Genomic DNA, 22331 nt, shown 5'->3' on the forward strand with positions numbered 1-22331 from the left:
TCCCGGAGTTTCCATGAATACCCATCCCTGGCACTCGCACCTGTTGGCCGGTCACTGGTACAGCCACTTGCCCGCTGAGTTACAGAATAGTCTGTTGGGCATGTCGCGGGTGCGCCGCCTGGTGCCGGGGCATCGGCTGTTTCAGCGCGGTGACCCACCCTGCGGGATGTACGCCGTATTGGAGGGCGCGGTACGGATCGGCGCAGTGAACGAACAGGGCAAGGAAGCGCTGCTCAGTGTGGTGGAAGCCCCCCACTGGTTTGGTGAAATCTGCCTGTTCGATGGCCAGCCGCGCACCCATGACGCGGTGAGCGTGGGCCAGTGCACCTTGCTGCACTTGCCTCAGGCGCCGTTGACGGCGTTTCTGCAAGAACATCCGGTCTATTGGCGAGATATTGCGCGGCTGATGAGCCACAAACTGCGCCTGACCTTCATCAATCTCGAACACCTGAGCCTGATGCCCGCCCCGGTACGTGTTGCCAATCGCCTGCTGATGATCGCCGAAGGCTACGGCGAAATCGAACCGGCGCGACGGGTCTTGCAACTGCCCCAGGAGCAACTGGCGCTCATGCTCTCACTGTCGCGCCAGACCACCAACCAGATCCTCAAGGACCTTCAGGCCCAGGGCATTGTGCAGTTGGCTTATGGTGAGATTGAAATCCTGGATATCGAGCGGTTGCGGGCATTGACCACGATCTGAAGGCCTGTATCGACTGATCCACCGCTATCGCGAGCAGGCTCGCTCCCACAGCGTTGGTGGCGGGCCTGAATGTTGAGTTCACCTCAAGACAATGTGGGAGCGAGCCTGCTCGCGATAGGGCCGGCCCAGCCAACGCAAACCCCTAGCGCAACCCATCCCGAAACTGCCCCGGCGTCATTCCGGTCCAGCGCTTGAACGCCCGGCTGAAGCTGCTGGCATCGGCAAAGCCCAGAAGATAACCGACTTCACTCAGTGAGCACTGCGGGTCGCGCAGGTGCAGCAGTGCCAGGTTTTCCCGACATTCGTTAAGCAGCGTGTCGAAGCGGCAGCCTTCATCGGCCAAATGCCGTTGCAGGCTGCGCAGGCTCAGGTGCATGGCCTGGGCGATGCGCTCGGCGCTGGGTTCGCCTTCGGGCAGTTGGGCCTCGATAGCGGCTCGCACCTTGCGCTCCCAGGTCAGCGGCTGGAGCTGGGCGAGGGTGCGCTTGAGTACCGTCTCGTTGTGTTCAGCCAGCTCCGGATTGGCGTCGTCCAGGTGGCTGTCGAAATCGACGAGGCTGAATTCCAGGCAATCTTGCTCGGCGCCGAAATACACAGGTGAACGGAACACTTTATGCCAGGGGCCGGGGTCCGTCGGTTCCGGGCGCCGCAAGTACACCGCCAGCGGCGCGTAATCGCGGCCCAGTCGGTTGCGACACGTGCGCACGTAAATCGCGGCGAACGCATCGATGGCTTCAAAGGCCGGCGTCGCCCGGCCCTGGGGCACGTCGAGCGTGAAGCGGTATCGGTCTTCGCAGCGGCTCAGTTGCAGCATCAACGCATCGCTGACCACCGGGTGATAACGCACGATTCGCTCAAACACTTCTCGCAAACTGCCGCTGGCCACCAGGGCATAACCCAGAGCGTGGAACGTGGTGGGACTGACGAAGCGCGAAACCCGCAGGCCGATCGCCGGATCACCGCTGGCCTGCACGGCCAGTTCCCACAGGCGCGTGGTGGCCGAGAGCGGATAACGGGCATTCGGGTCGTCCATCAACTGCGGATCGAGCCCGGCCTCCAGGCACAGGGCATGGCTGTCCAGGCCCAACGCATCAAGCTGTTTGCGCAGGGCGCGGGTCCAACTGGCGAGGGAGGTGGGTTCAGTCATGGCGATTGGCGCTTGCGGTCAACAGGTTGGCGTTTACGGCTACCACCCTAGGGGGCATCGCCCGGCAGGATGAGCACATCGATAGAAGAGGATGTAAGCCATGCACGGCACTTGCGCAAGCCCCGAGCGATTGAATGCACAACAGCGATCGGCCCATATTCGCCAGGTAGTCTTGGCCCGAGGCGAAGAACTGCGCCAGCGCTACCCGATCCTGCGTCATCAGGATGCGTTGGGCGCGGGCATCCTGGCGTTCGCCCTGGCCGGGATGGTCGGTTCGGCGCTGCTCTACATCAACGGTCACCTGGCCGGTTGGGCATGCCTGCTGCTCAACGCTTTTTTCGCTTCACTGACCCACGAGCTGGAACACGACCTGATCCACAGCATGTATTTTCGCAAGCAACGCGTACCCCACAACCTGATGATGGGCCTGGTCTGGCTGGCGCGGCCCAGCACCATCAACCCGTGGATCCGCCGCCATTTGCACCTCAATCATCACAAAGTGTCCGGCAGCGAGGCCGACCTGGAAGAGCGGGCCATTACCAATGGCGAGCCCTGGGGGCTGGCGCGCTTGCTGATGGTGGGCGACAACGTGATGTCGGCCTTCATTCGCCTGCTGCGGGCCAAGACCTGGGCGCACAAGCGCAGCATCCTCAAGCGCACGCTGAAGGTGTATTTCCCGCTGACGCTGTTGCACTGGGGCGCGTGGTACGTGTTTCTCGGTTTCCATGGGGCCAACGCTGTCGCCTATTTGCTTGGCACGTCGATTGATTGGTCGCCGACCACGCTGGCAGTGATGCACGTGATCGATATCGCAGCGGTGGTGATCATCGGCCCGAACGTGCTGCGCACCTTTTGCCTGCACTTCATCAGCTCGAACATGCATTACTACGGCGACATCGAGCCGGGCAATGTCATCCAGCAAACCCAGGTGCTCAACCCCTGGTGGCTGTGGCCATTGCAGGCGTTCTGCTTCAACTTCGGCAGTAGCCACGGGGTCCATCATTTCGTGGTCAAAGAGCCGTTCTACATCCGCCAGATGACGGTGCCGGTGGCCCACAAAGTGATGCGTGAGATGGGCGTGCGTTTCAATGATTTCGGCACGTTTGGGCGGGCGAACCGGTTTGTGCGGGAAGAGGGTGTGGTGCGGGAGGAAGGGGATGCGGTGCGGGTTTGACGCAAACAGGTTCGAGAAGTAAAAACCGAACCTTGTGGCGAGGGAGCTTGCTCCCGCTGGGTTGCGCAGCAGCCCCAAAAAAACCAGGGCCGCTTCGCGTCCAGCGGGAGCAAGCTCCCTCGCCACAGAGAATGAGTTACCAAAGAGAACGGGTCAGAACTGGTAACTCACCGTCGCCGCCACGTTGCGTTCTTCGCCCAGGTAGCAGTAGCTCAGGCTGGCGCAGGAGGCGACGTAGGTTTCGTTGGTCAGGTTGTTTGCGTTCAGGCGCACGTCCACGCCTTTCAAGCCGACCTTGCCCAGGTCATACCCCACCGACGCATCGAACAGCGTATAGGACGGCACCTTCATGGTGTTTTCCGCATCGGCCCAGCTGTAGCCGACATAACGTACGCCACCGCCCAGTCTCAGGCCATCGAGCGCGCCGCTGTCGAACTTGTAGTCCGCCCACACCGAAGCCATGTGGCGTGGGGCCTGGGTCGGTGAGTTGCCTTTGTTTTCGATGATGTCGGTGGCGGTGCTCAACGTGCTGATCATCGATTTCGAATACTCGATATCGGTGAAGGTGTAGCTGCCCAGCACTTTGAACTGCTCGGTCAGTTGCAGGTGCGCTTCCAGTTCCAGGCCCTGGGAGCGAACGGCACCGACGGCGCGGTAGAAGTTTTCCTGGGGCAGTTTGGTCGCCAGGTTCTCCTGGTCGATGCGGAACAGCGAGGCGGTGTACAGGTCATCCGTACCCGGTGGCTGATACTTCAGGCCCAGTTCCCATTGCTTGCCATCGGTCGGCGACAGCGGGTTGCCGGCGCTGTCGGCGTAGGAGTTGGGGTTGAACGACTCGGAGTAGCTGACGTACGGCGCCAGGCCGTTGTCGAACAGGTACAGCGCCCCGGCACGGCCAGTGAGCTTGCTGCGTTTGTCGTTGATCTCGGTGCCTTCCGGGCGGCCGAACTCAGCGATGCGGTTTTCATCCGAGGTTTTCACCCAGTCCTGACGCAGGCCCAGGGAGAAACGCCATTTATCCATCTCGATCAGGTCTTGCAGGTAGACACCGGTCTGTTCCAGGCGTCGCAGGTAGCTGGTGGGGCTGAAGTAGGTGATAGCCGAGTTGCCATAGACCGGGTCGAAGGCGTTGATCGGGGCCAGGCTGCCGCTGGTCCAATCCACCACGGTCTTGCGCCGCTGATAGTCAGCGCCCATCAACACGGTGTGCTTGGTCGCCCCGCTGAAAAATTCAGCCTGCAGCATGTTGTCGACGATGAACGAATGCAGTTTTTCTTCGGCACCGGTGTAGTAGCGGTTCAGCTCGTTGCTGGTCGGCGTGGTCCAGCCGTAGGCGTAGACCTGATCATTGGTGACTTGGGAGTCCAGGTAACGGAAGTTCTGCCGGGCGGTGAAGACATCGTTGAAACGGTGTTCGAACTGGTAGCCGAACGACTGCTGATCACGTTCATAGCCATCGACGCCCGGCTCGCCTTCGAAGAAATTTTCCGAGATACGCTTGCCGTTGCGCTGATGCAAGGTGCCGTCGGCTGGCATGCCGCCGTGATAACCCCCGTCGGGGTCGTGCTGCAGGTAGGCCTGAAGTGTCAGCGACGTGTCTTCGGTAAAGTCGATGCTCACCGTGGGGGCGAGGGCAAAGCGCTTTTCCTTGGTGTGGTCGAACTGCGTGTCGGACGTATCCGCCAGGCCCACCAGGCGATAGGCGATGCGTTTGTCGTCATCCACCGGCCCGGTAAAGTCGAAGCCCATGCCGCGTTGGCCCTGGGTGCCGACCGTGGCCTGGATTTGGTGATAGGCCTCGTACAGCGGTTTCTTGCTGGTAAGTGCCACCAGGCCGCCGGGCGAGCTGCGCCCGTAGAGCACCGAGGACGGGCCTTTGAGAATGTCGACCCGCTCAAGGAAGTACGGGTCGACTTGCATGGAACTGTAGGTGCCGCTGTCGCCCATGGACTTGAGGCCGTCGAGGTAGATGTTGTCCACCGAGCCATCGTTGAAGCCGCGCATCGCCACGTAGTCGTAGCGATGGGTCGCGCCGTAGGGGTTGGTCAATACCCCTGGGGTGTAGCGCATGGCCTGGGAGACGGTTTGCGCGCCTTGGTCGTCCATTTGCTCGCGGGTGACCACGGAGACGCTTTGCGAGGTTTCCCGCAGGGCGGTACTGGTCTTGGTGGCGACCTGGCTGTGGGTGGCGTTGTAGCCCGCCATGCTGCCCAAGGCGTTACCCAGGGCAAACCCCTTGATGTCGGTGGTCGGCAGCGCCAACGTGCCGCCCGAGGCCTCGGTTTGCAGCACATAGCTGCTGCCATCCGGGCTGACGGCGGTCAGGCCTGAAGCGCTGAGAAGATGGCTCAGGGCCTGGTCCGTCGAATACTCGCCGTGCAGTCCCGGGGACTGGATACCGCTCGTCTGCTGCGGAGTGCTTGCCAGGGTGATGCCGGCCTGACGAGCGAACTGGTTCAGCACATCGCTCAGGGGGCCGGCGGCAATGTTGTAGCTCTGGCGCGCGGTGGTGACACCGTCTTGCGCCGCGACGGCGAACATTGGCACGGCGCCCGCACTCAACACCGTGCAGAACAGTGCAGCACGGATGGCATGGCGCAACAGGCCTGTTTGCGAGGAGCAGCCAAAGGGGGTGTTGAGGTTTACGCACTCAGTCATTGTGGGTTTCCGTTGGAGTCGCTAAGGGCAGATAAGCGTTGCTTACTGTCCTAGCCGGACTTGCGCGCAAAACCCGCCAAAAAAAATCAGACCGATTCCTGCACCGTGACCCACCAACGGGTTCGATAGCGTAATTGAACGGGGAGCGTGCGCGGCAGGACGGCCAGCAACCTGTCGGTGTCTTCCAGGCGGAAAACGCCTGACAAGCGCAGGTCCGCAATCGACGCGGCGCATTTCAGATAGCCCTGGCGGTAACGTCCTACCTCGTTGAGGAAGTCCTCCAGACGCATGTTGCGCGTCACGAGCAAACCCTCCGCCCAGACACCGATGTCCATATCCAGCGGCGGCGCCATGGTCGCTGTCGATGAGCTGAGCAGATAGCTCTGCCCGGCGCTCACCTGTAGCGGGGCACCATCGGCGCCACGGTGCGAAAGGATCGCGACCCTGCCACGGGTGACGCTCAGGCGTGTGCAGGCATTGTCCTGCCGCACCACGAAGCGCCCGTCCAACCCTTCGAACAGGCCATGTCGGCTGCGCACCAGCAGCGGCCGCTCGGGATCGCGACCGCAGGTGAGCATGATTTCACCTCGCGTCAGGCTGATCAGGCGATGCTCGGTCGTGTAGTCCAGGTCGGCGGCGCTGTCAGTGTTCAGTTCAAGCCGCGTACCGTCGGGCAACTGGAAACCTCGATGTTCGCCGGTGGCAGTGGCGAAATCCGCGCTCCACGGCTGCCAGCCCAGGTCCTTGCCCAGCCAGGCGGCGGAGCCTATCAGCGCCACCCCCGACAACAGTTTCAAGGCCTGGCGCCGACCGAGTCGCTGGGCGCTGTTTTCCAGGGTGTCGAGAGCGACGTGGGCGCCGGGGACCGCCCGCAGGTTCGAGGTCAACTCACTGTGCAGCGCTTGCACCCGCTGCCAGGCCAATTCGTGTTCGTGATGGGCGGCGCGCCAGACCTCGCATTGTTGGCGCAAGGCCGGATTGGCAGCATGGTTGCGCAGGCGCAGCAGCCAGTTGATCGCTTGCCTGACTACCTGTTGGGATGGGCCGCTGCGTCGATTCAACACGTTATCCACAGGCTCAGCTTTCATAGCGCAACACATAGCAGTGATACAGCGCATCGGCGACGTATCGTTCCACCGAGCGCAAGGAAATGCCCATCTGCTCGGCAATCTGCTTGTACGTCAGGCCTTCGCACTGGGCCAACAGAAATGCCCTGCGCACTTTCGGCTTCAGGCCCTCGAGCATTCTGGCGATGGCTTCCAGCAGCTCCAGGATCAAGGCCTGGGCTTCGGTGTCGGGGGCTTGGGCGGGTGGCAGGTGGGCGATGGATTCCAGGTAAGCGCGTTCGATTTCTTCCCGGCGCCAATGATCGATCACCAGGCCTTGGGCGATGGTGCGTAGAAAGGCGCGGGGCGACTTGAGCTCCAGGCGTTCGGTGCGTTGCAGCAGGCGCACGAAGGTGTCCTGGGCCAGGTCCGCTGCGTCGGCAGCATTGCCCAAGCGGCTGCGCAGCCATGTGTGAAGCCAGCCGTGATGGTTGCTGTAGAGCGTCTGTACTGCAAACTCGGGAGATGACATGAACGCGAAGGCCTGGATGTCACAAATGATAATAGGTCGCATTGTCATCAGGGGTCAGTGAATTTGCAACCACCGTTCGACGCACCGTGTCCTTCCGTCGCCCATTTGTTTAAAGGGCTCATATTTTTTTAACTTTTGCCGACAGCGTTATATGCGTGCACCAAAGTGGAGCAGATCACAAGTCCGCCCGCGCTGTGACATGAATGCTGCAACCGGAATGCACCCCCACTCCCTGCATAAGAAGCCTGTCGATGAATCTGAAGTTCAGCCATAAAATCCTTCTGGCCGCCTCTGGTGTGGTCGTTCTGGCTTTTGCCCTGTTCACGCTCTACAACGACTACCTGCAACGAAAAACCATTGGCAGCAGTCTCGAATCCTCCATCCAGCAGTCCGGCGACCTGACGGCCAGCAGCGTCCAGAACTGGATGAGCGGCCGGGTGCTGGTGCTGGAAAACCTGGCGCAGAATATTGCGCACCAGGGCGCGGGTGCCGATCTGCCGGGGCTGGTGGATCAGCCGGCGCTGACGTCGAATTTCCAGTTCACCTACGTGGGTCAGGCCAACGGCGTCTTCACCCAGCGCCCTGACGCAAAAATGCCCGACGGCTACGACCCGCGCCAGCGCCCCTGGTACAAACAGGCAGTCACCATCGATCAAACCATGCTGACCCCGCCCTACCTGGCTGCGGTCGGCGGCCTGGTGGTGACCATCGCCCTGCCGGTGAAGCACAACGGTGAGCTGCTCGGTGTGGTGGGGGGCGACCTGAGCCTGGAAACCCTGGTGAAAATCATCAACTCCGTGGATTTCGGCGGCATCGGCCATGGGTTTCTGGTCAGCGGCGACGGTCAGGTAATCGTCAGCCCGGACAAGGACCAGGTGATGAAGAACCTCAAGGACATCTACCCCGGTACGCCAGTGCGCATCGAGAAAGGTATCCAGGAGGTTGAGCTCAATGGGCAGGACCGCATTCTTTCGTTTACCCCCGTCGCGGGCCTGCCGAATACCCAGTGGTACATCGGTCTGTCGATCGACAAAGACAAGGCCTACGCACCGCTGAGCCATTTCCGTACCTCGGCGCTGATTGCGATGTTTGTGGCGGTGGCGGCCATTGCGTTGTTGCTGAGCCTGTTGATCCAGGTGTTGATGCGTCCATTGACCACCATGGGGCGCGCCATGCAGGACATCGCCCAAGGTGAAGGCGACCTGACCCGGCGTCTGGTGGTCCAGGGCAAGGATGAGTTCGGTGAGCTGGGCAGCTCGTTCAACCAATTCGTGGAGCGGATTCACGCGTCGATCTCGGAGGTGTCTTCCGCCACTCGACAAGTGCATGACCTGTCGCAGCGGGTGATGACTTCGTCCAATGCCTCGCTCGTTGGCTCCGACGAACAGAGCGCCCGCACCAACAGCGTGGCAGCGGCCATCAATCAGTTGGGCGCCGCGACCCAGGAAATCGCCCGCAATGCCGCCGACGCCTCGCAACAGGCCAGTGGTGCCAGCGAGCAAGCCGATGACGGACGCCAGGTGGTGGAAAAAACCATCCAGGCCATGACCGAGCTGTCACAGAAGATCAGCCTCTCGTGCACCCAGATCGAAACCCTGAACGCCAGCACCGACAACATCGGGCACATCCTGGACGTGATCAAGGGCATCTCTCAGCAAACCAACCTGCTGGCGCTGAACGCTGCCATTGAAGCGGCCCGTGCCGGTGAAGCCGGGCGCGGGTTTGCGGTGGTGGCCGATGAAGTGCGCAACCTGGCGCACCGCACCCAGGAGTCGGCGGAAGAAATCCACAAGATGATCACCTCGCTCCAGGTCGGTTCCCGTGAAGCGGTGACGACGATGAACGCCAGCCAGCTTTCCAGCGAAGAAAGTGTGGAAGTGGCCAACCAGGCGGGTCTGCGGCTGGTCAGCGTGACGCAGCGCATCGGTGAAATCGACGGCATGAACCAGTCGGTGGCTGCGGCCACCGAAGAACAGACCGCCGTGGTGGAAACCCTCAACATGGATGTCAGCCACATCAACCTGCTGAACCAGCAAAGCGTCGCCAACCTCAATGAAACCCTGAAGGATTGCGATGCCCTGTCGCAACAGGCCAATCGGCTGAAGCAGTTGGTGGACAGTTTCAAGATCTGATCTCAGCCGACCTCACCGCCAACCGTGCCGCCGCCATCGCGAGCAGGCTCGCTCCCACAGGGGATTGGCGGTGTGACTGGATCTTGCTGCCAACCGAAATCAGTGTGGGAGCGAGCCTGCTCGCGATGGCGACAGCACAGCCAACATCATCGCCAGCTGACCCACCGCTTTCGCGAGCAAGCCCGCTCCCACAGGGAATCGGCGGTGGGACTGGATCTTGCGGCCAATCGAAATCAGTGTGGGAGCGAGCCTGCTCGCGATGGCGACAGCACAGCCAACATCATCGCCAGCTGACCCGCCGCTTTCGCGAGCAAGCCCGCTCCCACAGGGGATTGGCGGTGTGACTGGATCTTGCGCCCAACCGAAATCAGTGTGGGAGCGAGCTTGCTCGCGATGACGGCGGCACAGCCAACATCATTGCCAGCTGACCCACCGCTTTCGCGAGCAAGCCCGCTCCCACAGGGAATTGGCGGTGGGACTGGATCTTGCGGCCAATCGAAATCAGTGTGGGAGCGAGCCTGCTCGCGATGGCGACAGCACAGCCAACATCATCGCCAGCTGACCCGCCGCTTTCGCGAGCAAGCTCGCTCCCACAGGGGATTGGCGGTGTGACTGGATCTTGCGGCCAACCGAAATCAGTGTGGGAGCGAGCCTGCTCGCGATGACGGCAGCACAGCCAACATCATCGCCAGCTGACCCGCCGCTTTCGCGAGCAAGCCCGCTCCCACAGAGAATCGGCGGTGGGACTGGATCTTGCTGCCAATCGAAATCAGTGTGGGAGCGAGCCTGCTCGCGATGGCGACAGCACAGCCAACATCATCGCCAGCGGACCCACCGCTTTCGCGAGCAGGCTCGCTCCCACAAGGTTTACTTGAACATCACTTGCACATTCCCCATCGCCTCATCGGCAAACCCTTGCAGGAAATCTCGGAAGCCGGACGGGGTATGGGCATCGGTGTGGTCGGCGATGATGGTCCAGGTGGCGCGGCAGCGGTTGTCCGCCAGGGGCTCGACGCGCATTGCCGCCCACAGGTTATCGATGCCCAGGGTGTTGTAGATCAGCGTCCAGGTCATGTGCATGGCCTGGTCATCATGGCTGTTGAGCTGTTCCACCACCAGGTTCTGCCCGTCGCGGAAAAACTTCTTGCGCAGGGACCTCACGCCCTCGCCGGTCGTTTCGATGTGCTCAAGTGCCGGGATGAATCGATCGAACCTTGCAAAATTGCCCACCACTGCCCAGACGCTCGCCGCGTTGGCGGGTACTTCCACTGAAGTTTCGACCTCGCAGGCGTGGGGGTTCTTGATCAAGGTGTCGGGTTGAAGTGCATTCATGGTCTTGCTCCTTTTTTTACAGTTGAGGGGTGCTTCAGATGAAATCGATGGCCTTGAGGTAATCAGCGCCGCGGCGCAGCAAGGCCGGGGATTTTTCCGGGTAGCGGGCACCCATCTGCCGTACACCGGCCCGGGCATTGGCGTGGTTGATCAACGAGATGTCGCCGATGTCTTCCTCGAAACCGTTGAGGTAAAAACCCAGTACGCCGAACAGCGCATTGTCAGCATCGACTCGGCCCAGTTGCCGTTGCCAGTCGGCGACGCTGACCAGGGAAAATTCCCGGCCGCTGTCACGAAACGACGCCACATAGGCGTCCCAGCTCAAGGGTTCGGGGTTGTGCAGGTTGAATACCGCCTGCGTCGGCTGATAACGACTGGCGTGGAAGGCGATGAAGCGCGCCAGGAAGTCCACCGGCATCAGGTCGAAGTTGAGGGACAGATCCGGCACCTGACCGAGCTGGATCGAGCCCTTGAGCATCAACATCAACCGGTTCTTGTGGGGCTGGCAGACCCCGGTCAGGCTGTTGAAACTGATGTTGCCGGGGCGAAACAGATTGACCCACACCCCGCGATCCCGAGCGCGCTGCAGGATCCGTTCGCCGACCCATTTGGACAGGTTGTAGCCGTTCTTGATGTAGATCGGCGGCGTCTCTGCGGCGGGCTGCTCCAGGACCTGGCCGTCGGCATCCAGCGCACTGGACGCCGACAGCGTAGAGACGAAGTTGAAGATCTTCTTGCTGCGCCCTTCACACAGGCGCAGGCATTCGAAGATCGGCTCCACGTTGTCCCGCGCCAAAGACTCGTAGTCGAGCACATGATTGACGTGGGCGGCGTTGTGCACCAACGCGCCGAAGGTGCGGTCGATGCGGGCATAGACGTCGTCTGGCAAACCCAATTGCGGTTGGGTGATGTCGGCGGCGTAGACACTGACGCGGCTCAGGTCCAGGTGGTTCAGCCGATTGTCCCGCAGGGCCTGGGCAAAGCGTTCGGCCGCGCTTTGTCCACCGGACTCGCGCACCAGGCACGCGACTTCGGTGGCGCCCCAGGCCAGCAAGGCCTCGACGATGTGTACCCCAAGAAAACTGTTGGCGCCGGTCACCACCACCTTGTGCACATCACCACACCGGCTGACAGGCAGGGGATCGAGGTTGAGTTCCGCTTGCGCATCGATCAAGGCCTGGGGGCTGAGGGTCGATGTGCTGTTTTGCGCAGGATCGTCCAGTAACTTCGCCAGCGTGATCAGCGTAGGTGCTTCGATGAAGCGATTGATCGACAGGCTGCGCCCGAAGGCTTCGCGGACCCCCAGCAACAGTTGTGACAGCAGGATCGAATGGCCACCGAGATTGAAGAAGCTTTCATCGGTGGCGATGTCGTCGACCGGCAGCTCCAGCAACTCGGCCCACAGTTGCCGCAGCTGCGTTTCCAGAACGTTCTGCGGCTGGCGCCGATGGCTGCCGACCTGCACTTGCACCGCCGTGGCGAGCAAGGCCCGGCGATCGACTTTGCCATTACTGGTGTAGGGCAGGCTGGGCAATTGCACGTAGGCCGCCGGGTGCATGTAGCTGGGCAGCGCGTTTTGTACATGCTCGCGCAAAGCCTGAAGGGCAGCGCCGGCCCGCTCTTCCCGAGGGTGAACCAGAAACGCCAGGATCCGCCGTCGGTCATCGACCCCCACCGCTACTTGGCGAAACAGCTGGCTGTCGCGCAGGCAATGCTCGATTTCCTCGGGTTCGACCCGAAAGCCACGGATCTTCACCTGGTTATCGCGCCGACCACACAGTTCGATGCCGTGGTCGGTCCATTGGGCGATATCGCCCGTGCGATAAACCCGCAGCGTTGCCCCGCCAGGCAGCGTCAGGTTGAGGTAGCGGCTCGCGGTCAACGTCGGGTCGTTCAGATAGCCGAGGCCGACCCCAGGCCCGGCGATGTACAGCTCGCCCGGTGTGCCTTGGGGCACCGGTTGCAGCTGCTCATCCAGAATCAGCACCCGGCCATTGGCGATGGGCACACCGAGGTTGCGGTTGTTGTCACCGACACCGAATTGCCGGGTGGTGACCAGCACCGTGGTTTCGGTGGGGCCGTAGATGTTGTGGAAACTGCACTGCGGTGCGAGCTGCTCGATCACGAACGGCTCACAGACATCGCCGCCGGTAATCAGGTGTTCCAGCCCCAACGGTGCATCCAGCGGCATCACGCTCAGCAGCGCGGGCGGCAGGAAAGCATGAGTGACACGCTGTTGCTGAATCAGCGCCACCAGTTGCTGCGGGTCGCGACGCTGGTCTTCGCTGGGCACCACCAGCGTCGCACCCTGGATGAAGGTCGGCAGGATATCCAGCAGCGATGCGTCAAAGTTGATGGTGGAGAACTGCAATGCCCGGCTGTCACGCTGTAAGCGGACATAGTCGCTATACCAGGCGCAGAAATGGCTGAGGTTGCGATGACTGAGCAGCACGCCTTTGGGTTGGCCGGTGGTGCCGGACGTGTAGATCGCCACGGCCGGTTCGTCGCTGTCCACCACGCGGCGGATCAGCGAGGCCGGGATGCCGGGTTTGGGTGAAGGCAGCTTGCGTACATCCAGCGTCGGCAGCGACAGCTCGCCCAGGTCGCTGTCACCGTCGTGCAGCAGTAAGTCGGCGTTGGCGTTCTCCAGGATAAAGCGCCGTCGTTGCGCGGGGTGCTGCGGGTCCAGCGGCAGGTACACCGCCCCGCAACCCAGCACCGCCAGGATAGCTGCGTACAACTGTGCGGACTTGGGCAGGCAGACACCAATCACTCCAGGTTTTGCCCCGGCCAGTTGCTTGAGCATCGGCTCCTGCAAGCGCAACGCCAGACTGCGCAAGGACTTGTAGTCGACAAGCTGACCGTCGACCCACAGGGCCGCTTGCGTACCGTCATTGAGCATGCGCTGCTCGATGTCATGCATGACCGGCACTTCGGCTGCAGCCAGCAGCCAAGGCACCGCGGGCCGATTGAGGTGGTGTTCGAAGGCCAGCGGCTCCAACACATCCAGTCCCTGCAACGATTCATCGCAGGCGTCGGTCTGCACCGTCGGCCAGTGATCGAAGCAGGCTTCGTCCCGGGAAAGCTGGCTGACCAGTCGCGCACCGTGCTCGACCACCGCCGCCAAGGCGCGCAGTCGCAGAGACTGGCCGTTGCCGCAGCCTTGCGGGGCGATCACTTCCTGGGACAACGGCCGATGCGCGCTGTCGCGGAAAACCACCACCGGCTGTGGCAATGCCTGGCCGGGAAAAGCCTGGAGCGCCACACGCACCTGAAGGTTTGAGCGGGCGTCTAGGGTGCAGGGCAGCGTCCCGTCATCAATCAACAGGTCTACCGCTGTGTGGTGGTTCGCTGATTCAAGATGCACAACACCGTGGCCGTGCAGTTCGAGCTCCTGGGCCAGGTCGGTCATGGCCTGGCTTGTGCCAGACACGGCAATTTCGAGGCGTCTCATGGGCGGATCCTCATGGGGTCAGGTAGTCGGCCAGGGCGTCACGCACGCAGGGGGACGCCAGCATCGAGCTGCTGCGAAAAAAGCGCGTGATATTGCCCACCAACGGGTGAAAACGATTGATGGGATACGCCAGCGCACTGGCCTCTTCGCGCAATGACTGGCGCACCGATTCGTCGACGGGCAGGTGTGCGATCAGCTGGAAATCGAACGCCTGTTGCAGATCGCTCGCCAGGTACTGGCTGATGAAGCCGGGCATCAGTCGCGCAATCGCATCGCGGTCAGCTTCGGGCGCGCTGCGCCAGTAGATTTGCACCAGGCGCGTCCAGAATCCGGAGTGCCGTCCCTCATCCAGCAAGTGGTCGGCCATCAGGCCCTTGATCGACGCCTTGACCGAATCATCCCGGGCGAATGCCGCCACCTCGTTGGTCACGGTGTTCTCGGCAATGGCGATGCAGATCAGCTCCACGGCGCTGAGCAAATGCTCCGGTGCCTGGGCCAGCGTCGCCGGGATGGCGCGGCTGAGCTCGATCTGATCGGGCAACGGGATCGGCGCAATGCCAGTCATGTCGATGGTCTGCTGCATGAAGTCCATCGCCACCAGTGCGTGATAATCCTCGTCTACTACCACCGTCATTGCGTCGTAGCGGCAGGCGAACGGGAACTCGATGCCGAAGCTGTTCTTGGCAATGCGCCGGGCGGTGTGGTCCACCAGCTCGGTCTCGAAGATCACCACATCGTTGATGAACTTGTAGAGGCTCTGCACCAGCACAAAATCGCGCAGTTGCGGGCAGTGGCTGAGGAAGGTCTGGCTGTGCACCAGAGGCTGACGGCTCATGGGGAAGATCAACTTGTCGTCGTCTTCGACCCGGCGCCGTGGCCGGGTGCGGATGGTCGCGCGGCTTTCCCAGGCGTCGGCGAAGGATTGGTATTCGACAGCGTTCATGGCGCCACCTGCGCAAGCGGTTGGGCCATGCTCTGGCGTAACCCGTCCCACAGCGCGGTGCGGCTTTGGACGGCGGCGAGTGCAGCGGCCAGCACCTCGGTTTCGCGCTGCGGGTCGCCATCGATCAGTCGGGCCAAGAGTTTTTCCGCTGCCGGGCCGTGGTCCTCGGAATCCACTTCGATGTGCCGCTGCAGGTAATAACGAAACGTCGGCGCCTGATCCAGGCCGATGCCCCAAGCGTCCAGCATGCGCTGGAACATCTGCGGGATGACGCTCTCGCGGCCATGCACGAAGGCGGCGGCCACGCTGTGGGCCGGTGCGTGCAGCGCCGTTTGCAGTGTCTGGCGGACGAACCGGGCCGCCGCCGGCTCCACTTCGACGCTCTCCAAGGCTGTTTCGGGACTGACGCCTTCCTGTTGCAAGGTGATGAACTGCTCAATGGCGCGAGTATCGGCGCCAACCTCGCGCATGGCGTCCAGGTACAGTTCGAAATGGCTGCAATAGCCGGCTCCGGGGCGGTCATCCGACTCCTCGCCCAGGACGATTTCGTTGATCAAACGTGCAGCGTGTGGGTCGGCCGGCGGTAACCAGGGCAAGTGGACACAGGTCAGCTCCCGTTGCAGCCGTTTGGTCAGTGACATGAAATCCCACACGGCAAAAACATGGCTTTGCATAAAGCGGCGCAGCAGATCGATTGATGTTATTTCAGAAAAAACCGGGTGTTGGCCAAGGGCGTGTTTTTTCAGAGATAGTTGTTCTTTGGTTGGCTGCATCGGAACGTCCTCATCAATGTTGTTTGTTCGGAAAAGTCACCCGGGCTTTAATAAAAGCGAGCGGGTGCCTGAACCGGAGTCCATAAGTTTCGAAAGTATTGAAGTGCTCGTCTTAACTACGCATTCATGGCGTGCGGGCAAGGTTTTTCGGACCTAAGCCATAAATGTAAGCGGTCGATAACAACTCGACGGATAAAAAGCTAATACACCGAACAAGTAAGCGGCAAGTGTTTTTTTAATTATTTAAATGGGGTTATTTATTGGGCGCGAAGAGGGGTATTAAAACTTTTAATATAAGTTTTATTCAGGCGAAGCCGCTCCTTCCGATAGAGAAGTATCAGAATCGAAGAAGTTGAGTGAATGCCTCACTCGGAGCACTTCAGGGGACAGGGAAATAAGAAGTTGTTGTTTTATGGGGGGGACATCGGACGGACTTCCGATCATCCCGCCGGTTGGGCGGTGCTCCTTGCGTGTTGGCTTCGATTCGCCTGGCTGCGGCCAGGCGCTGACTTCTTCAGGTCTGTTTTTTAATCGACAAACGCAAGAGTGGGCCCAAATCGATGGCAGTGCCATTGAACTGATGGGGGCGACAGGGCGCGGCTACGCTGCGGCCTCGTCGGGCGGGCGAGAAACCGTGTAGGAGGGATGTGTAAGAAAGTGATGCGCCCCTCGGGGCGCGAGGGGCAGGTCAACGGCTTGGTTGTTGTTCCAGATAGCGACGGATGGTGACGCAGGCTTTTTCCAGATGCAGCTCCAGCAGGGCAACCGCTCTGTCGATGTCCTGGGCCGTAGCGGCCTCCAGCAGCGCGCGATGATCGTCCTGGGTCAGTTTGCCCAAGCCCATGGACGACAGATGAAAGCGCAAGAAGCGTTCTTCCTCATTGAGCTCGCGCTCGATCAGGTCCAGCAGTTTACTGTTGGGTGCCTTGTGATAAAGCGACATGTGAAACAGCCGGTTGAGCCTGCCGATTTCAGCGTGGTCGGTCTGGGCTTCCAGTTGCTCGATGTAATGGGCGGCCATGGCCAGGTCCTCGGCATCGAGGAGGGGAATGGACAGGCGCAATGCGAAAGATTCAAGGACCGAACGCAGGGCGTACGTTTCGATCGCATTGTTGGTGATCAACGGGGCTACCACGGCGCCTTTGTGCTGAACCACATTGAGCAGTGATTGCGCCTCCAGCTGGCGCAAGGCCTCGCGTACCGGCATGCGGCTGACGCCGAACAGGTCGGCCAGTTCCTGCTGGCGCAGGGCGGTGCCGCAGGGCAGGCGCCCGTCGAGTATGGCCTCGCGCAGGGATTCTTCGATGATTGAGCGCGCCTGGGCAGCGGGAATGGGCCCGTTGACCTGGATAGTGCTTAGCGGTTTGGGCTTCTGTGTCACGACAACGCACCCTGACTGGTAGTAACAAAAATTGGATCCAAGCCAACAGTAGTTACAGATTGCCAAGCCGTCAAAACCTCGCGGCCCCGGTTCCTGAACTAAAGTTTAGTCTGCTCGTGGTGATCGCACCTTGCCATTGTCTTTTGCCGGGCCAGGCTTCACCATCCAACGCATTTCCCACGGCCCTTTTTGGACGTATTTCCCTTGGCTGCACCTTTCCCTGTTCCCAGGTCCTTGCGCTGGCTGTGTTCGGCATTGTTGCTGACCGGCCTCATGCTGGGCGGCCTGCAGGCTGACTGGGACTTTGCGCAGATCAGCCGGCGGGCGCAAGCGTTATATGGGCCGTTGGGCGAAGGGCAGCAACGGATCGATGCCTGGCAGCAATTGTTGGCGACCCAGAAGCAGACGCCGGAGCTTGAGCAGCTCAAGGTGGTGAACCTGTTTTTCAACAAACGGGTGCGCTACGTCGAAGACATCGACCTGTGGCGTCAGGTCGATTACTGGGAGACCCCGATCCAGGCCTTGTGGAAAGGGGCCGGGGATTGCGAGGACTACGCCATTGCCAAGTACTTCAGCCTGCGTCGTCTGGGGGTGTCCAGTGACAAGCTGCGCATCACTTACGTCAAGGCGTTGCGGCAGAACCGTGCGCACATGGTGCTCACTTACTACGCAACCCCCGATGCCATGCCGCTGGTACTCGACAGCCTGATCGACGGCATCCTGCCGGCCAGCCAGCGGACCGATCTGTTGCCGGTCTACTCTTTCAATGCCGAGGGATTGTGGCTGCCAGGCGCCAAGGGCAACAAGAAAGTGGGTGACACCAAGCGCCTGTCCCGGTGGCAGGATGTGTTGAAAAAAATGCAGGCCGAAGGTTTTCCGGTCGAGACGACTAACTAGGAGCGCGCGCTCAGATGTCCTTGTTCAAACAGCTGTTGATCGCTATCTGTCTGTTCCTGGTGGTTGCCTTCAGCGGCAGCTTCATGGTCAGTCTGGAAAGCTCGCGGGCCCAGTACGTCAACCAGTTGCGCTCCCACGCCCAGGACGCGGCCACGGCGCTGGCGCTGTCCCTGACGCCGAACATCGACGACCCGGCGATGGTGGAGCTGATGGTCAGTTCGATTTTCGACAGCGGCTATTACGCAACCATCCGTGTGGTCGATGTCGCCACCGACCAAACCCTCGTCGAGCGTACCGGCACGCCCGACGCCGGCAACGTGCCGCAATGGTTCATCAAGCTCATCGGCCTGGAGCCGGCCGGTGGCGATGCGATTGTTAGCCGTGGCTGGGAACAGGCGGCGCGGGTCGAAGTGGTCAGCCACCCGATGTTCGCCCTCGCCAAGCTGTGGCAGAGCGCATTGGGCAGCCTGGGCTGGCTGCTGCTGTGCGGCGCGGTGAGCGCGGTGCTGGGGGCCTTGCTGCTGCGTCGTCAGCTCAAGCCGCTGGATTACATGGTGCACCAGTCCCATGCCATCGCCCGTCGCGAGTTCCTGAGCCTGCCGGAGTTGCCGCGTACCCCGGAACTGCGCCGGGTGGTGCAGGCGATGAACCAGATGGTCGAGAAGCTCAAGGCGCTGTTTCAGGAGCAGGCCGAGCGTAGCGAAAAACTGCGGGTCGAGTCTTATCAGGACAATCTCACGGGCCTGGCCAACCGGCGGTATTTCGAAATGCAGCTCCACGCCCGGGTGAGCAACCCCGAGCAGGCCAGTTCCGGTTATCTGCTGTTGCTGCGGGTCAAGGACCTGGCCGGGTTGAACCAGCGGCTGGGCGGGCAGCGCACCGACCAGTTGCTCAAGGCCGTGGGCGAACAATTACAGCGTGAATGCGCCCGCTACCCTGAAACCCACAACATGGTGACGCGCATCCGCGGTGGGGAGTTCGCCGTGCTGGCGCCGGGGCTGGTGCGCGAGGAAGCGCTGCAACTGGCGCAGAACCTCGAAAGCGCGTTGGCGAGCCTGCATGCCACCGGTGCGACCGATGTGGCTTCGGTGGCCTCCATCGGACTGGCTCCATTCGTCCATGGCGACTCGCCGCAAGCCGTGCTCCAGCTCGGCGACCAGGCCCTTGCCCAGGCCGAAAGCCAGGGCGAACCGGGTTGGGCCTGCCTGGACCACAGCGCCTCGGCCAGCGTCGGTGACGATCATCATGCCTGGCACAATCTGCTCGACCAGGCCTTGAGCAATCAGCGCTTCGAGCTGTACTTCCAGCCGGTGGTGGCCGCCCAGGACACCCAGGTGGTGCTGCATTACAAAGTGCTGTCACGGCTGCTGGACGAGCAGGGCCAGACCATCCCCGCCGGGCGGTTCCTTCCTTGGTTGGAGCGCTTTGGTTGGACCGCGCGTCTGGACCGCTTGATGCTCGAACAGGTGCTCAAGCAAATGGCCGGGCATGACCAGTCCCTGGCGTTGAACCTGTCTTCGGCGACGTTGGCCGATCCGCAGGCGCTGAACAAGGTCTTCGAGATCCTGCGGGCGCATTCCAACCTTGGGCCGCGCTTGACCCTGGAGATTGGTGAAGAGCAACTGCCGGAGCAAGCGGTGCTGGAGCAGTTGACTCGGCAACTGCGCGAGCTTGGTTTCTCCCTGAGCCTGCAGCGTTTTGGTGGGCGGTTCAGCATGATTGGCAACTTGTCGCGGTTGGGGTTGGCTTATCTGAAGATCGATGGCAGCTATATCCGTGCCATTGATCAGGAGAGTGACAAGCGCCTGTTTATTGAAGCGATCCAGCGTGCTGCTCACAGTATTGACTTGCCGTTGATTGCCGAGCGGGTTGAGACGGAGGGGGAGTTGGCGGTGATTCGGGAGATGGGGTTGTTTGGGGTGCAGGGGCAGTTGGTTGGGGAGCCTCGGCGTTGGGGGTGAGACGGCCTTGTATTCTTCTGACTGAGTACATATCCATTGCTGCGGTAACGGCGGCTTATGGTTCCGCCCTTACGGCGGGTCACTTTTGGCAAACGCCCCAAAAGTAACCAAAAGGTCTTGCCCCACCACTCGGCACCTCGCCTAGGCTCGGCATGCCCGAACGCAGGCATTGCTCCGTGGGCCCGCCGCGAAGGGCCATCCATGGCCCAGCGCGGCTATCCCGGCATCCATGCCGGGATGCCCACTACGCAATACCTACGTTCGGCCAGCGTGGTTGACGGGGCCCCAGATCAAAATCAAAAGCGAGGCGGCCTGACAGCCGGCCTGGCTTTGGCGGGTGTACACCAATCAGACTTGTTTGAGCAGAACCTGTGGGAGCAAAGCTTGCTCGCGAGGCGGCCTTATAGCCGACCTGCTCTTGCGGCTGTGCACCATCAGACCAGTTTGAGCAGGATTTGTGGGAGCAAAACTTGTTCGCGATGAGGCCGACACATCCAACATCTTCATCAACTGAACCACCGCCATCGCGAGCAAGCTTTGCTCCCACAGGATGAACGCGGTCATCAGAAAACAGGTCGGCTGTCAGGCCGCCTCGCCAAGCTTTTGATCTGGGACGCCCCGTTAACCACGCTGGCCGAACGCAGGCATTGCGTAGGGGGCACCTCGGCATGGATGCCGAGGTAGCCGCGCTGGGCCATGGATGGCCCTTCGCGGCGGGCCCCCGGAGCAATGCCTTCGTTCGGGCACACCGAGCCTAAGCGAGGTGCCGAGTGGTGGGGCAAAGCGTTTTTGGTTACTTTTGGCGCTTTTCCAAAAGTGACCCGCTGTAAGAGCGGAACCGCCAGTAGCCGTTACCGCAGAAACGGATATACACCCCCTCTAAAAGTCAGGTCCTAGGAGATTTCCTTCGAGTTGTGGCGAACTTGGTGAACTTGTCCGGCGTCTGCCCCGTGGCTAGTCTGGGTTTGTCACTGAAAAAACGGTGACACCGGCGTGCAAGCCGGTTAGAAAGACGCCCAACAATATCACCAGCCACTTATCGTGCATTCGTGCTCATGTTTTATGGCAGCTGTGTGCGGGAGACCTTCGGGTCTGCCGAGGTTTTTGGGCGTTGTCTTACTCGGTCTTGCACACTCGCACATAGCTGCCACCCTTCATCGCGTGCAAGCGAGCCAGGGCGGCTCTGAATTGAATAGGAAGCCCAAACCATGTTCAAAGCTACGCCTAACCCTCCACAGCCCTCATCCAAATCCCGAGTCGAAACCCTGCAAGCAAAAAAACTCGACGAAGCCGCCGAGCGCGCTCTCGACTACTATCTCAAACCCAAACCCGTCGACGAGGCCCAAGCAGGCCAGCTCTTCATCGTATCCCCGAACATCGACACCGAAACCTTACTGGCCAATGCCTCCGAAGACCTGCTGTCCATCAGCGCCATCGCCGCCGACCTGGCTGATGACGTCGACGGCTCGCGCCGCAGCGTGATTCTGGCGATCAGCCGAATGGCCGACGGGGTGCATTTGTTGGTGGAGCGGGCGATGGATCGGCTTGAGGTTCAAACGTCGAACTGACAGGCCTGTGGCGGATTGAAGATGGCCATCGCGAGCAGGCTCGCTCCCACAAGAGGCCTGTTGGCGAATGGAAAATTGCGCCCTGACACAAATCCAATTGTGGGAGCGGGCTTGCTCGCGAAGGCGTCGGCACATCCAACATCATCGCAAACTGACCCACCGCTTTCGCGAGCAAGCCCGCTCCCACATAAGAACTGCGTGACGGCAATATCTGCGACTTGCCCCATCCCCCTGTGGGAGCGAGCCTGCTCGCGATGAGGGCAGCCTCGACACCGATGAACCAGGCTTAGATCAACCCCTTCTCATCATCATCGATCAACCGGCTCAACCCGCCCAAGGCTTCCCGGGCCTGGTTGCGGTCCATCAGCTTGGCCTGGGCCGCGGGGGGCAGGTCGGTGACGCGGATGACGCCTTTGCTGGTCAGCACTTGGATCAAGTCGTCAAGGACCCGGATCATTTCCAAGTCGCTCTGCTTGAGCTGCTTGAGGCTGTTTTCTACCGCCTGGTTGGCGAACCAGTCCTGGATTTCGTGGCTGTCGGCCGGCAGGGTTTCGGTAGCCTCCGCATAAGCGGTGGCTTCCACGCGCACCAGCAGGCCTTGTGCATCGCGTTGCACATAAAACATCGGGCATC

At 61.2% G+C, this 22331-nt stretch carries 16 protein-coding genes and 1 pseudogene; 7 read left to right on the forward strand and 10 right to left on the reverse strand.

The genetic code is table 11. The annotated features are described in order from the left end of the window. Nucleotides 1–13: 13 nt before the first annotated feature. Nucleotides 14–700, forward strand: a complete 687-nt coding sequence (locus tag PSH91_RS00795; RefSeq protein WP_305467024.1) for a Crp/Fnr family transcriptional regulator — start codon at nucleotides 14–16, stop codon at nucleotides 698–700. Nucleotides 701–842: 142 nt separating this feature from the next. Here the strand turns inward: PSH91_RS00795 and PSH91_RS00800 are convergent, their stop codons facing one another. After that, entirely contained in the window at nucleotides 843–1847 is a 1005-nt protein-coding gene (locus tag PSH91_RS00800) for an AraC family transcriptional regulator (RefSeq protein WP_047230303.1), read from the reverse strand. A gap of 100 nt (nucleotides 1848–1947) precedes the next feature. On the opposite strand from PSH91_RS00800, the gene PSH91_RS00805 reads away from it, so the two are divergent. Next, on the forward strand, nucleotides 1948–3021 hold the full coding sequence (locus PSH91_RS00805) for a fatty acid desaturase (RefSeq protein WP_305467026.1): 1074 nt from the start codon (nucleotides 1948–1950) through the stop codon (nucleotides 3019–3021). A gap of 153 nt (nucleotides 3022–3174) precedes the next feature. Here PSH91_RS00805 and PSH91_RS00810 read toward each other — a convergent pair whose 3' ends face one another. The 3 genes from PSH91_RS00810 to PSH91_RS00820 all read right to left on the reverse strand — a co-directional run bounded on the left by PSH91_RS00810 (nucleotide 3175) and on the right by PSH91_RS00820 (nucleotide 7257). After that, a complete protein-coding gene (locus tag PSH91_RS00810) occupies nucleotides 3175–5679 on the reverse strand; it encodes a TonB-dependent siderophore receptor (RefSeq protein WP_305467028.1) in 2505 nt (834 codons plus the stop codon). Nucleotides 5680–5765: 86 nt separating this feature from the next. Then, nucleotides 5766–6767, reverse strand: a complete 1002-nt coding sequence (locus PSH91_RS00815) for a FecR domain-containing protein (RefSeq protein ID WP_305467030.1) — start codon at nucleotides 6765–6767, stop codon at nucleotides 5766–5768. Next, nucleotides 6757–7257 (reverse strand): sigma-70 family RNA polymerase sigma factor, encoded by a 501-nt coding sequence (locus tag PSH91_RS00820; RefSeq protein WP_047230328.1) that lies wholly within the window; start codon nucleotides 7255–7257, stop codon nucleotides 6757–6759. The genes PSH91_RS00815 and PSH91_RS00820 overlap by 11 nt, the downstream gene beginning before the upstream one ends. Nucleotides 7258–7508: 251 nt before the next feature. Here PSH91_RS00820 and PSH91_RS26615 point away from each other — a divergent pair. Together PSH91_RS26615 and PSH91_RS26620 are read left to right on the forward strand one after the other, a co-directional pair. Beyond that, nucleotides 7509–8486, forward strand: a pseudogene (locus PSH91_RS26615) (cache domain-containing protein); the annotation flags it as partial. A 117-nt stretch (nucleotides 8487–8603) separates the two neighbouring features. Beyond that, on the forward strand, nucleotides 8604–9389 hold the full coding sequence (locus PSH91_RS26620) for a methyl-accepting chemotaxis protein (protein ID WP_370695180.1): 786 nt from the start codon (nucleotides 8604–8606) through the stop codon (nucleotides 9387–9389). Between the two features lie 867 nt (nucleotides 9390–10256). Here the strand turns inward: PSH91_RS26620 and PSH91_RS00830 are convergent. The 5 genes from PSH91_RS00830 to PSH91_RS00850 all read right to left on the reverse strand — a co-directional run bounded on the left by PSH91_RS00830 (nucleotide 10257) and on the right by PSH91_RS00850 (nucleotide 17272). Beyond that, nucleotides 10257–10721: an SRPBCC family protein gene (locus PSH91_RS00830; RefSeq protein ID WP_305467034.1), complete on the reverse strand. Its 465-nt coding sequence runs from the start codon at nucleotides 10719–10721 to the stop codon at nucleotides 10257–10259. A gap of 34 nt (nucleotides 10722–10755) precedes the next feature. Then, on the reverse strand, nucleotides 10756–14175 hold the full coding sequence (locus tag PSH91_RS00835) for an amino acid adenylation domain-containing protein (RefSeq protein WP_305467035.1): 3420 nt from the start codon (nucleotides 14173–14175) through the stop codon (nucleotides 10756–10758). A gap of 10 nt (nucleotides 14176–14185) precedes the next feature. Further along, nucleotides 14186–15118 (reverse strand): diiron oxygenase, encoded by a 933-nt coding sequence (locus tag PSH91_RS00840; protein WP_076383234.1) that lies wholly within the window; start codon nucleotides 15116–15118, stop codon nucleotides 14186–14188. Continuing rightward, entirely contained in the window at nucleotides 15115–15891 is a 777-nt protein-coding gene (locus PSH91_RS00845) for a DUF3050 domain-containing protein (protein ID WP_076383235.1), read from the reverse strand. Before PSH91_RS00845 ends, PSH91_RS00840 begins: the two co-directional genes overlap by 4 nt. Before the next feature lie 688 nt (nucleotides 15892–16579). Further along, nucleotides 16580–17272: a GntR family transcriptional regulator gene (locus PSH91_RS00850; protein WP_107321456.1), complete on the reverse strand. Its 693-nt coding sequence runs from the start codon at nucleotides 17270–17272 to the stop codon at nucleotides 16580–16582. 273 nt (nucleotides 17273–17545) lie between these two features. On the opposite strand from PSH91_RS00850, the gene lapG reads away from it, so the two are divergent. From lapG to PSH91_RS00865, 3 genes are all read left to right on the forward strand, one after another. Continuing rightward, nucleotides 17546–18169 carry a cysteine protease LapG gene (lapG, locus tag PSH91_RS00855; protein WP_370695181.1) on the forward strand — a complete coding sequence of 208 codons (624 nt, stop codon included), beginning with the start codon at nucleotides 17546–17548 and terminating at the stop codon, nucleotides 18167–18169. Between the two features lie 14 nt (nucleotides 18170–18183). Then, nucleotides 18184–20130, forward strand: a complete 1947-nt coding sequence (gene lapD, locus PSH91_RS00860; protein ID WP_305467038.1) for a cyclic di-GMP receptor LapD — start codon at nucleotides 18184–18186, stop codon at nucleotides 20128–20130. Nucleotides 20131–21338: 1208 nt separating this feature from the next. Beyond that, nucleotides 21339–21698 carry a DUF6124 family protein gene (locus tag PSH91_RS00865; RefSeq protein WP_047230544.1) on the forward strand — a complete coding sequence of 120 codons (360 nt, stop codon included), beginning with the start codon at nucleotides 21339–21341 and terminating at the stop codon, nucleotides 21696–21698. Nucleotides 21699–21984: 286 nt separating this feature from the next. Here PSH91_RS00865 and PSH91_RS00870 read toward each other — a convergent pair whose 3' ends face one another. Further along, complete coding sequence (locus tag PSH91_RS00870) at nucleotides 21985–22323, reverse strand: hypothetical protein (protein ID WP_047230543.1); 339 nt, start codon at nucleotides 22321–22323, stop codon at nucleotides 21985–21987. Nucleotides 22324–22331: the final 8 nt, after the last annotated feature.

This window comes from Pseudomonas sp. FP1154 (genome assembly GCF_030687245.1).
GTDB lineage: Bacteria > Pseudomonadota > Gammaproteobacteria > Pseudomonadales > Pseudomonadaceae > Aquipseudomonas > Aquipseudomonas rhizophila.

What these genes read in the sequence shown, in the direction of transcription:
- PSH91_RS00820 (WP_047230328.1), bottom strand. Translation starts at nt 7,257, where the DNA reads ATGTCATCTCCCGAGTTTGCAGTACAGACGCTCTACAGCAACCATCAC.
- PSH91_RS00835 (WP_305467035.1), bottom strand. Translation starts at nt 14,175, where the DNA reads ATGAGACGCCTCGAAATTGCCGTGTCTGGCACAAGCCAGGCCATGACC.
- PSH91_RS00840 (WP_076383234.1), bottom strand. Translation starts at nt 15,118, where the DNA reads ATGAACGCTGTCGAATACCAATCCTTCGCCGACGCCTGGGAAAGCCGC.
- PSH91_RS00845 (WP_076383235.1), bottom strand. Translation starts at nt 15,891, where the DNA reads ATGCAGCCAACCAAAGAACAACTATCTCTGAAAAAACACGCCCTTGGC.
- PSH91_RS00870 (WP_047230543.1), bottom strand. Translation starts at nt 22,323, where the DNA reads ATGTTTTATGTGCAACGCGATGCACAAGGCCTGCTGGTGCGCGTGGAA.
- PSH91_RS26620 (WP_370695180.1), top strand. Translation starts at nt 8,604, where the DNA reads ATGACTTCGTCCAATGCCTCGCTCGTTGGCTCCGACGAACAGAGCGCC.
- lapG (WP_370695181.1), top strand. Translation starts at nt 17,546, where the DNA reads ATGCTGGGCGGCCTGCAGGCTGACTGGGACTTTGCGCAGATCAGCCGG.
- PSH91_RS00800 (WP_047230303.1), bottom strand. Translation starts at nt 1,847, where the DNA reads ATGACTGAACCCACCTCCCTCGCCAGTTGGACCCGCGCCCTGCGCAAA.
- PSH91_RS00810 (WP_305467028.1), bottom strand. Translation starts at nt 5,679, where the DNA reads ATGACTGAGTGCGTAAACCTCAACACCCCCTTTGGCTGCTCCTCGCAA.
- PSH91_RS00815 (WP_305467030.1), bottom strand. Translation starts at nt 6,767, where the DNA reads ATGAAAGCTGAGCCTGTGGATAACGTGTTGAATCGACGCAGCGGCCCA.
- PSH91_RS00805 (WP_305467026.1), top strand. Translation starts at nt 1,948, where the DNA reads ATGCACGGCACTTGCGCAAGCCCCGAGCGATTGAATGCACAACAGCGA.
- PSH91_RS00830 (WP_305467034.1), bottom strand. Translation starts at nt 10,721, where the DNA reads ATGAATGCACTTCAACCCGACACCTTGATCAAGAACCCCCACGCCTGC.
- PSH91_RS00795 (WP_305467024.1), top strand. Translation starts at nt 14, where the DNA reads ATGAATACCCATCCCTGGCACTCGCACCTGTTGGCCGGTCACTGGTAC.
- lapD (WP_305467038.1), top strand. Translation starts at nt 18,184, where the DNA reads ATGTCCTTGTTCAAACAGCTGTTGATCGCTATCTGTCTGTTCCTGGTG.
- PSH91_RS00865 (WP_047230544.1), top strand. Translation starts at nt 21,339, where the DNA reads ATGTTCAAAGCTACGCCTAACCCTCCACAGCCCTCATCCAAATCCCGA.